General features: G+C 70.8%; 7 protein-coding genes. 4 read left to right on the top strand and 3 right to left on the bottom strand.

Annotation, left to right across the window (positions count from 1 at the left end):
• The first annotated feature begins 643 nt into the window (after positions 1-643).
• Positions 644-1,207: a hypothetical protein gene (locus ACFY15_RS27665; RefSeq protein ID WP_390826264.1), complete on the top strand. Its 564-nt coding sequence runs from the start codon at positions 644-646 to the stop codon at positions 1,205-1,207.
• Positions 1,207-3,882: a Helicase associated domain protein gene (locus ACFY15_RS27670; protein WP_390826265.1), complete on the top strand. Its 2,676-nt coding sequence runs from the start codon at positions 1,207-1,209 to the stop codon at positions 3,880-3,882. The genes ACFY15_RS27665 and ACFY15_RS27670 overlap by 1 nt, the downstream gene beginning before the upstream one ends.
• 68 nt (positions 3,883-3,950) lie before the next feature.
• On the opposite strand, the gene ACFY15_RS27675 is transcribed toward ACFY15_RS27670, so the two are convergent.
• Entirely contained in the window at positions 3,951-5,123 is a 1,173-nt protein-coding gene (locus ACFY15_RS27675) for an FAD-dependent monooxygenase (protein ID WP_390691624.1), read from the bottom strand.
• A gap of 128 nt (positions 5,124-5,251) precedes the next feature.
• On the opposite strand from ACFY15_RS27675, the gene ACFY15_RS27680 reads away from it, so the two are divergent.
• Positions 5,252-6,280, top strand: a complete 1,029-nt coding sequence (locus ACFY15_RS27680; protein ID WP_390826266.1) for a GntR family transcriptional regulator — start codon at positions 5,252-5,254, stop codon at positions 6,278-6,280.
• A 1,604-nt stretch (positions 6,281-7,884) separates the two neighbouring features.
• Here the strand turns inward: ACFY15_RS27680 and ACFY15_RS27685 are convergent.
• On the bottom strand, positions 7,885-8,136 hold the full coding sequence (locus ACFY15_RS27685) for a hypothetical protein (RefSeq protein WP_390691775.1): 252 nt from the start codon (positions 8,134-8,136) through the stop codon (positions 7,885-7,887).
• Between the two features lie 178 nt (positions 8,137-8,314).
• Positions 8,315-9,145, bottom strand: a complete 831-nt coding sequence (locus ACFY15_RS27690; protein ID WP_390826267.1) for a DUF2690 domain-containing protein — start codon at positions 9,143-9,145, stop codon at positions 8,315-8,317.
• 306 nt (positions 9,146-9,451) lie between these two features.
• On the opposite strand from ACFY15_RS27690, the gene ACFY15_RS27695 reads away from it, so the two are divergent.
• The coding region (locus ACFY15_RS27695) for a glycoside hydrolase family 25 protein (RefSeq protein WP_390826268.1) at positions 9,452-10,360 on the top strand (909 nt) is incomplete at its 3' end.

The raw sequence follows: 10,360 nt of genomic DNA on the forward strand, positions 1-10,360 counted from the left end.
CGCTCGGCGGAGGGCTCGGCTGCGCCGAGCTAGGGCCGGCCCTTCGGGCCGGGGTCCTCCGCTTCGCTTCGGACGGGTGCGGGGTCTCGCTACGCTCGATCCCGAACGGCCCGCTCCGCGGGCCTGGGTGACCCCGTTTCACGGGGTCCGGGCCTTCAGCCCGTTGGGTGGGTCCGCTTCGCTCCCCCACCCCTGGCCCTTCCGGCTCCGCCTCCAGGGCTCGCCCGCCCCAGGGCTCGCCCGCTTCGCGGGCGGCTGGCAGGGGCTGGTGTGTTGGGGTCACTCCCAGTAGGAGGACCCTCCGATGTACAGGCTCGACAGGGTGACGGTTCGTTCGTCGAGCTGGACATTCCAGCGTTCTGCGGCTACCTCGTAGGCGGCTTTCACCTCTTCTGGCGGACGGCAGCAGTGGGTTGTGGCGACCTCTTCCCATACCCCTCGGATCCTCAGCGCCTGCTCCACTGCATGCAGCAGATCCGCTGCTCGCCCGCTGGGCTCCATGCCGGTCCTCCGATCACAGAATATCGCCGTCGACCGCTCGCTACTCCAGTCTAGTGCGCGCGTGCACCAGAGATGATGCAGCATGTACCATTGGCGGAAATAGGGCGCCCGCCTGGTGGTTTCATGGAGAGCGGAGTCTTGGATGCCCGTCTACGAATATAATCCGGACGAGTTGGCGCAGATTTCTGTCGTCAGGCGGGCCACTGGACTCACCTTGAGCGAGGTGGAGGAGCAGCACCGGGCCGCCCGAGACCGTGAAGAGCGGGCGCTTGCTGGACCCACTGAGCCGCGGAAACCCACCGAGCTGGACATCGCCTCGTGCCAGCGGCTCGAATGGGCCCGGATCGAACAGGTCATGACGAAGCAGCAGATGACCGTGTACTCGCCGGACGAGGACCGTCGAGTGGCCTGCCGGGAAGACCTGCGTGCACAGCGCAAGGCCACCGAGGCTTCCTGGAGCGAACAGCCGGGGGACGGACTGCCGGTGGAAGTGCTGCGGCACCGCGTCTACCGCATCACCGCCCGGGCGACCTCCGCCCCCGCGGAGACACAAGCTGCGGTCCGCCACGTCTTCGCGGCCTCCGCCGGCGCGGCCGTCGAGCACGCCCGGGGGATGTTCGGCCGGCCCAGCAGCATCTACCACGACGGCGAATACCGGATTCTCTCCGTCGAGCAGGTCCTGCCTGAACCGGGAGAATTCCTTTGATGCAACTCCGAGAACACCAGGTCGACCAGAAATCAGCCTTCCGGAAATGGGTCGGATTTCCTGCAAGATCTCCTGTGCCCGCCCAGGGGGCCCGGGCCACGATCGTCTCCGCTACCGGATCCGGCAAGACGATCACGGCCGCCGCGTGCGCGCTGGAGTGCTTCCCCGGCGGCCGGATCCTCGTCACCGTGCCCACCCTGGACCTCCTCGCCCAGACCGCCCAGGCGTGGCGGCTGGTGGGCCACCGGGCCCCGATGGTCGCCGTCTGCTCGCTGGAGAACGACCCGGTCCTCAACGAACTGGGGGTGCGCACCACGACGAACCCGATCCAGCTTGCCCTGTGGGCCGCGTCCGGGCCTGTGGTCGTGTTCGCCACCTATGCCTCCCTGGTGGACCGCGAGGACATCTACGCACCCGAGGGCCGGCGGAAGGTCCGCGGGCCCCTGGAGGCCGCTCTGGCGGGCGGGGAACGGCTCTACGGGCAGCAGATGGCCGGCTTCGACCTCGCCATCGTCGACGAAGCCCACGGCACCGCCGGCGACCTCGGACGCCCCTGGGCGGCCATCCACGACAACACCCGCATCCCCGCCGACTTCCGGCTCTACCTCACCGCCACCCCACGCATCCTCGCCGCCGCCCGGCCACAGAAAGGCGCCGGGGGCCAGGAGACGGAGATCGCGAGCATGGCCGACGACCCGGACGGCACCTACGGCGCGTGGATCGCCGAGCTCGGACTGAGCGAGGCGATCGAGCGGGGCATCCTCGCCGGGTTCGAGATCGACGTCCTGGAAATCCGCGACCCCTCCCCCGCCCCCGGAGAATCCGAAGAGGCGCAGCGAGGCCGGCGCCTGGCGCTGCTGCAGACCGCGCTCCTGGAACACGCCGCGGCATACAACCTGCGCACCGTCATGACCTTCCACCAGAAGGTCGAGGAAGCCGCCGCGTTCGCCGAGAAGCTGCCGCAGACGGCGGCGGAGCTGTACGTCACCGATGCGTCTGACGCCGATCTGGCGGCCGCGGGCCGGCTGCCGAAGTCATCGATCGACGCCGAGTTCTACGAGCTGGAGAGCGGCCGTCACGTCCCGCCAAACCGGGTGTGGTCGGCGTGGCTGTGCGGCGACCACCTCGTCACCGAGCGCCGCGAGGTCCTGCGACAGTTCGCCAACGGCACAGACGCCACCGGCCACCGCGTACACCGCGCCTTCCTCGCCTCCGTACGCGTCCTGGGCGAAGGAGTCGACATCACCGGCGAACGCGGGGTGGAGGCGATCTGCTTCGCCGACACCCGCGGCTCCCAGGTCGAGATCGTCCAGAACATCGGACGGGCGCTCCGGCTCAACAAGGATGGGTCCACGAAGGTGGCCCGGATCATCGTGCCGGTGTTCCTGGAGCCCGGCGAGGACCCGACCGACATGGTCGCCTCCGCCAGCTTCCGCCCCCTTGTCGCTGTCCTCCAGGGCCTGCGATCTCATGACGACCGCCTCGTCGAGCAGCTCGCCTCCCGGGCCCTCACGAGCGGGAAGCGCAAGCTGCACGTCCGACGGGACGAGGACGGGCGGATCGTCGGGGCCGGCGGCGAAGGTGACGGCGAGGACCAGGAGGACGGCGCCGACGCGGCCGCCGAGTCGACGCTGCTGCACTTCTCCAGCCCGCGGGACGCCGCCACCATCGCGGCCTTCCTCCGTACCCGGGTGTACCGGCCCGAATCCCTGGTCTGGCTGGAGGGCTACCAAGCCCTGATCCGCTGGCGGGCGGAGAACAAGATCACCGGCCTCCACGCCGTCCCCTACGACACCGAAACCGCAGTCGGCGTCACCAAGAACTTCCCCCTCGGCCGGTGGGTGCACCAGCAGCGCAAGGCACTGCGGGCCGGGGAGCTGGAGGACCGGCGCAAGATCCTCCTGGACGCGCCGGAGGCCGGGATGCTGTGGGAACCCGGCGAGGAGGCCTGGGAGGCCAAACTCGCCGTGCTCCGGTCATTCCGGCGGGCCACCGGACACCTCGCGCCCCGGCAGGACGCCGCGTGGGGCGAGGACGACGAGATGGTGCCCATCGGCCAGCACATGGCCAACCTCCGCCGCAAGGGCACCAAGAACGGCCTCGGCAAGGACCCGGACCGGGCGGCGGAGCGCGCGGCGCAACTGACCGCGATCGACGAGGACTGGGACTGCCCGTGGCCGCTGGACTGGCAGCGCCACTACCGGATCCTGGCGGACCTGGTCGACGCCGACGGAGCCCTGCCCCACATCGCGCCGGGCGTCGTCCTCGACGGCGACGACATCGGACGGTGGCTCCAGCAACAAAAGCAGCCGGCCACCTGGGCGCGCCTGCTGCCCGAACAGCAGGCACGCCTGACCGCGATCGGCGTGCAGCCCCACCAGGCGCCCGCTCCCGCCCCCGCGGCCAGCCGCGGGACGAAGGGGCCGAGCAAGGCGCAGCAGGCGTTCCAGCGGGGTCTGGCGGCGCTCACGCAGTGGGTGGAGCGGGAAGGCACCCACCGGCCGGTCCCAAGGTCCCACGCCGAAGAGATCGCTATCGAGGGCGAGGCGGAGCCGATCGTCGTGAAACTGGGTGTGTGGGTCTCCAACACCAAGCAGCGGCGCCACAAACTCACCCAGGAGCAGCTGGACGCGCTCCGGAAGCTGGGCATCGACTGGGCGTATCCGGCGGCTTGACCCAGTCTTGTGCTGCGGCGGCAGCCACGGCCGGGCGGCCGGGTTCCGCTCTGGAGCTTCTTCGCCTGTCAGGCGGCGGGGGCAGGGGTGCAGCCGGGGAGGCGGACCGGTTCCGTGCGGGTGTTCTCGGGGGCGTTCGCGGCCAGCATGTCCAGCACCTCCTGGGTCGGGGCCGGCGGGAAGAACCGTTCGGCGCCCTCGCGGCCCAGCGCCTGGTGCTCGGTGACGTAGGGGCGCATCTGCTCCTCGTACGCGGCGAAGGCGGCCGTGTGGTCGCCGTCGCGGGCGGCGAGTTCCCCGGCGAGGAGGTAGGCGCCGATCAGTGCCTGTGAGGTGCCCCGGCCGGAGGTGGGGCCGGCGCAGTAGCCCGCGTCGCCGAGAAGGACGACGCGGCCGGCGGACCAGGTATCCATCTCGACCTGGGCGTTGGCGTCGAAGAAGAACTCCTGTGCGGCGTCCATCTCCTTCAGCAGGCGCGGCACCTCCCAGCCCTCGCCGGCGAACCGCTCGGCGATGATCCGCTTGTGCGCGGCCGGGTCGCGGCGGTCGTACTCCAGGTCGTCGGCGGCGAAGTGGAAGGCCGCGCGGGCCTCGGTGTCGGCGCGGGCCGTGAAGATGTTGGCGGCCTTGCCGGGGGCGGCGTAGAGGTGGCCGGTGTTCTTCAGGCCGAGGTAGTTGGCCAGGCTGAAGACCGCGGTGTAGATGCCGAGGTGGCGGACGAACTCCTCCTCGGGGCCGAAGGCCAGGGCGCGGGTGCGGGAGTGGAGGCCGTCGGCGCCGACGACCAGGTCGAAGCGGCGGGGCGCGCCGTGTTCGAAGGTGACGTGGACGCCGTGGTGGTCCTGGTCCAGCGTGGCGATGGAGTCGCCGAAGATGTACTCGGTGTTCTCGCGGGTGGCCTCGTGGAGCATGCGGGTCAGGTCGCCCTTGAGGACCTCCAGGTCCCCGGCGAATATCGCGGCGGGGAGAGTGGCGTACCGGCGGCCCTCGGCGTCCACCATGGCCGCGTCGCCCATCTCCGTGTCCAGCGCCTCGATCTGCCGCAGGAGGCCCATGCGGTCCAAAACGTCGAGGGCCTCGCCGCGGAAGTCCACCGCGTAGCCGCCGTCGCGCAGCGTGGGGGCCCGCTCAACGATCGTGGGCGTGAAGCCGTGCCGGTGCAGCCAGTACGCCAGAGCGGGGCCCGCGACGCTGGCGCCGGAGATCAGCACGGTCTGGTTCCGGGTCTGGGTCTTGTTCATTTTCCCTGTCCTCCCTCGGAGTGATGTGTACAACGTACAGACGAAAAGCCCGTGCAGAAACAAGGGAATTGAGGAAACCGAGCTAGTGCACTAGGGTTCGCCCGTACTAGTGCATCGGGGAGGATGGGATGACAGGGCGGACGCAGGCGCCGTACGCGCGGATCGCGGCCGAGCTACGCGGGCGCATCGAGCGCGGAGAACTGCTGCCCGGTGACCGGGTGCCCTCCACGCGGGCCATCACCCAGCGGTGGGGGGTCGCCATGGCCACCGCGAGCAAGGTCCTGGCCCTGCTCGGACAGGAAGGCCTGGTGCGAGCGGTACCGGGGGTCGGGACCGTGGTCGCGGCCCGGCCCACCGCCGGCGGACCGGGACGGCGCCCCGCCACCGAGGACGACACCGCGCAGCGCGCCCGCATCATCCGCGCGGCGGTCGCCATCGCGGACGCCGAGGGACTCGCGGCCCTGACCATGCGCCGGCTCGGCGCCGAGCTCGGGGTCTCGGCGATGTCCCTGTACCGGCACGTCAGCAACAAGGAACAGCTGGTGGTGCTGATGGCCGACGCCGCCTTCGGGGAGGAGGCGTTGCCCGAGCGGCCGCCGGCGGGCTGGCGGGAGCGGCTGGAACTCTCGGCGGCCCTGCAATGGCGGCTCTACCGGGCCCACCCCTGGCTGGCCGGGGCCATGAACCTCAACCGGCCCCTGCTCATCCCCAACGGCATCCGCCACATCGACTGGGCCCTCGCCGCCCTCGACGGACTCGGCCTGGACGCGGATACACGGATGCACGCCGCCGTCACCCTCTTCGGCTACGTCCGCGGCCACGCCGTCGACCTCGAACCCGAGACCGACGCCACGCGCACCAGCGGCGTCAGCGGGCAGGAATGGATGCACGCCCAGGAAAACCGGCTCGCCGCACTCATCGACAGCAAAACCTTCCCCGCGTTCGCCCAGACAAGGGCAAACTCCGCCCTCTCCCCCGAATCCCTCCTCCACCACGGCCTCACCACCCTCCTCGACGGACTCGCCACCCGCATCACCACACCACCGAACCGACCACTACAACGATCCGACCCCCGCCAGCCCCGCAGCACAACCCGCCAAAACGCCCTCCCGCCCAACGAGACGCCGGCGACAAGCTGCAAAGCGCCGGTTTCGTGACAGCGCCAGACAAGCCCTCACGCCACCCCGTGTCAGTACAGCAAGGCCAGGCACCACCTTCGTGCAGCGAGCGCAACCTCCTGAAGGCTCCGTCAGCAGGAGCCGGGGGCCTCTACCGCAGCGGGGAGGCCGGCGTCAGCCGTATGCCGAATACCGCCCGCTGTCGCGGGGTGGTGGCAAGGGTGGACCTGCCGGGGTGTGGGATGCGGTGTCGTCGAAGGGGGCTGGGGGGATGGTGCGGGCCATGGGTGAGGGGCCGGAGCGGCTCCTGTACACGCGGCCGGTGCCCGCAACCACGGCGGACCGGCTGAAGGCCCTGCTGCGGTGAAAGCTGGGCTCGACCCGGCGGGTCGCAGTCGTCCCGGGTGTGTCCCAGCCGGCCGTCCAGCGATGGGTGACCCGCAAACGGGGCAGCCAGAGGCATCCGAGTCCCCGCCACGAGCAGAAGATCGCGGAACTCGTGCGGGCCCGTTGGCAGCCGCTGATCCGTGCCCGTCGTCGTGCCGCGGCGGAGGAAGGCGGTGTGGTCGTCCACACCCGCCCATCGACTTCACCGAGTTCGCCCTCCAACAGGGTTGAGGGCGCGGTCTGTGGCCGTGCTTGGCGGGCGACCAGTGCCCGCCGCTACTCGCGTGCTTCCCGTACCTCCCGCCAGTCCCACACCACTGTGACGGGCCTGCCCGCGCTCTGGGCGCCGGGCGGCTGGGGCGGCGGAGCCCGGCGGTCTCAGCCAGGCGCAGCAGGGCAGGGCGCTCTCCCGGCTCGGCCAGCAGACACGCGGTGCCGGTGAGGCAGGCGAAGCGGGTGGCGGCGTGCAGGAAGAGGCGGCCCAGGCGGGGACGGGGTGGGCGGCGCAGCCGTCGGTGAAGCGGGTCCGGTCGTGGAGGGCCAAGCGGGCGGGGGCGTCGTGGAAGTCACCGCTGCGGGCGGTGGCCAGCTGTGGGAAGGAGGCGCCGGTGAACAGGGTGGAGGCCAGGGCCGCGGCCAGTCTCGGGTGGGCGGTCGTGCTGTGGATCCGGCGGACGGCCTGGGCGGCTTGGCAGTGGTGGGGGGCTCGGGGGCGGGCCGGTGTCTCCAGTCGATCAGGCCGGGCAGGCAAGGGCCCGTACACGGGCCCGGGCTGTCGTAGGAGACGAGACGGTCCAGGCACGGCAGGATGAGCCACCGGCCCGGGCCGGCGGCAGGCGAAGGCGCGGCCGGTGCCGCGCCGCCGGCCGTGGGCGGGCGCCCGTCGAAGTAGAGGGCGCGGGCTCGGGCCACAGTGGCGGCAGGGGTGTGAGGGACGGCGGCGAGAGCGCGGTCGAGGACAACGGTCAGGCGGGGGCGGTGGACGACGAGGGTGAGACGGATGCCGGTCTCCCGCCGAAGGGCCAGAAGGCGCTGGAGGCGGCGGTCGTCGAGCAGGTGAGCGACGGTCAGGCGGGCCACGGCCAGGGCCGCCGTCCACGCCGAGGCCGCCTCCCACAGCGGCGGGCGGCCGTGCGGGAAACGGACCGGAAGCCGGGCCGGCTTGCCCAGCGCGAAGAGCTGCCGCGCCTGTCCCTGTTCACCCTGAGTACCGAGTGCGCCCCACGCTCCGTCAGCGACGTGGGGGCGCCGGCTGCTCAGCGTCTGGCGAGGTCGGCAAGCTTGGTGGACAGGTTGGCCATGGCGTCCTTGACGGTGGCGCTGTTCTTTCCGGCCGCGTCGGTGAGGGCTTTGACGGCACCTGCGAGTTCGACGTTGCTCTGGGCGAGTGCCAGGTTGGTGGCGGCTTGGGACTGAGCGATTTCGTCGGGGTGCGCCGGGGTCTTGCGGGCTACCTGGTCTTGCTTCCTCTTTGCTTCTTCTATGAGCGATTTCGCTGCCAGAGCCACTGATCCCCCTCGGCCGCCGTGTCGGGTGTCCAGCCCAAGATAGATCGCTGCGTGCGGCTAGGGTAGAGCGTGCCCGTGGTCTGGGCCGCCCAGGGCGAGTTCGCCGTAGAGGCCGTTCCCTCCGCGCGGTCGTAGGTGCTGCCATTGTCCGGGGCCAGCACCGCATCGGCCCGTCGACTCAGTGAGGTGCGGCTGCGGGGGCGCCCGGTTCGGTGGCACAGACGGTTCCGCGGTCCTGGACTATCGCGCAGGCGCGGGCGTCCTCAGGTTTGTCCGCAGCCACCATACGGGTGTGCGCGTCACGCCCGTACTGCTGGCGGTACTCCTCGGCAGGGCCTTGGGCGGGTGTGATGACCACGCGGTCCCCGGGTGAAGTCTTGCTCATCTTTGCCCAGGCGGCGCTGCAGCGGGCGCTGTAGCGAAGCTCGATCACCGCTCCGTACTGGTTGCCGGAATACGCCGTGACCGCATCCCCGGCACAGATCGACTGGGCCGGCTCCAGCCAGGCGCACGCACTTCCGTGACAACTGACCGCGGGGGACGGCGACGCTGCGGCCGAGGAGACCGGGGGCGGCCCCTGTGATCCGGAGGACGTGTTCGTGTCACTGCCGAGGGTCCAGAGCAGGGACGTGCCCGCGATCACGGCGGCCGCGAGCCCGGAGACGGACACCAGGATGGCCCGCGTCATGCGGCGGCCCTCCTGTGGGACCGATCCGGTAACCGTGACCGGCTGTGCGCGCCCTGCCGGGACGACGGACGTGTTGTGGTGCTGTTCTTCGGTCGGCTCGAGAGCCGACCCCTGCGTCTGCCGTGCTTCCTGCGCCGCCCACGCGAGCTCCCACAGCCTGACCAGCTCGGTCTTCTCGATCACTCGGGGTGCGGCGTCGGCGAAGCTGATCAGCGCCTCCCGCCGGGGCAGTTTCCCTTGTGTGCACCAGCGGTTCCAGGTGCTTGACGAGGCATCGGTCTTGCGCCCCATCACGTTGTAGGACCAGCCCAGCTCCGCCATGTACCGGCGGATCAGATTCAGCAGCGCAGCGAGCTCCGGAGTCTCCGGCGAACTGGCGGAGCTGTCCTGTGCCATCTCATCACGGCCTCCGCCCGTCCCCAACTGTCCCACACAACCCCCAAGTGGCCTTGAAACGTGCTGGTCAGCGGCTTACGCATCCCGATGTGACCCACTGTCACCCAGACTCTAGCGCTGGTACGGCGGGACGGTCAGCGTCCTCTTTCGAGCGACAACGCTCGCCAACGGCCCACGCGCCAGACCCTGCCACGCGGGGCGCGGCCCGGGCAGGACCGAGAGGACTCAGCGGTGAGGAAGACGACCAAGAAGGCCATCAGCTGGGCTGGTGCGGCACTCGCGAGCGGAGGGATGCTCTTCGCGGGCATGACGATCCTGCCGGCTAGCGCGAGTTCCCCCGCGACCTTCGGTGTCAGGGGCGTGGACACCAGCCACCACAACCACACCGGTGGCGCTGCGATCGACTGGAACAAGGTCCGCGCCTCCGGTTACGTGTTCATGGCCGCCAAGGCGACCGAGGGCGCCGACTGGAGCGACCAGTGGTTCAACCGCGACCTCCAGGCCGCCAGGCAGGCCGGGCTGATGCGGGGTGCGTACCACTTCTACGGGCGCACGCCGGGGGCCGCCCAGGCCCGCAACTTCGTCGACACGATGAAGGCGGCCGGCTACACGGGAAAGGCCGCCGGAGAGCTGCCGCCCACACTCGACCTGGAGCTGGACAAGGCCGGGCACTGCCCCGGCAACTTCAGCACCGCAGGCGTCAAGGCCTTCCTCGATGTCGTGAGCACGCAGATGGGTGTCAAGCCGGTCATCTACACCAACAAGCCGTTCGTCGACACCTGCATGAACGGAAACGGCTCGATGTTCGCGGGTCACGTCCTGTGGCAGCCGCGGTACCAGAGCGGCACGAAGGAGCCCGCAGCCGTTCCGCGTGCCGGGCAGGGCTGGAAGATCTGGCAGCACACCGAGACCGGCAACGTGCCCGGCATTCCGTCGAAGAACAACGTGGACCTGAATGTCTTCCGGGGCTCGCTCGCCGAGCTGCGGCAGCTCGCCCATCTCGGCGCCGGGGGCGGGGACGGCACCACGCCCGCCCCGCAGCAGCCGACCGCTCCGCCGGTCACCGGGGCACCGGTCCTCAAGACGAACAGCCGCGGTACCGACGTCGTCACCGCGCAGGAGCTCCTGAACGCCTCGGGC

This window comes from Streptomyces sp. NPDC001373 (assembly GCF_042895815.1).
Taxonomy (GTDB): Bacteria; Actinomycetota; Actinomycetes; order Streptomycetales; family Streptomycetaceae; genus Streptomyces.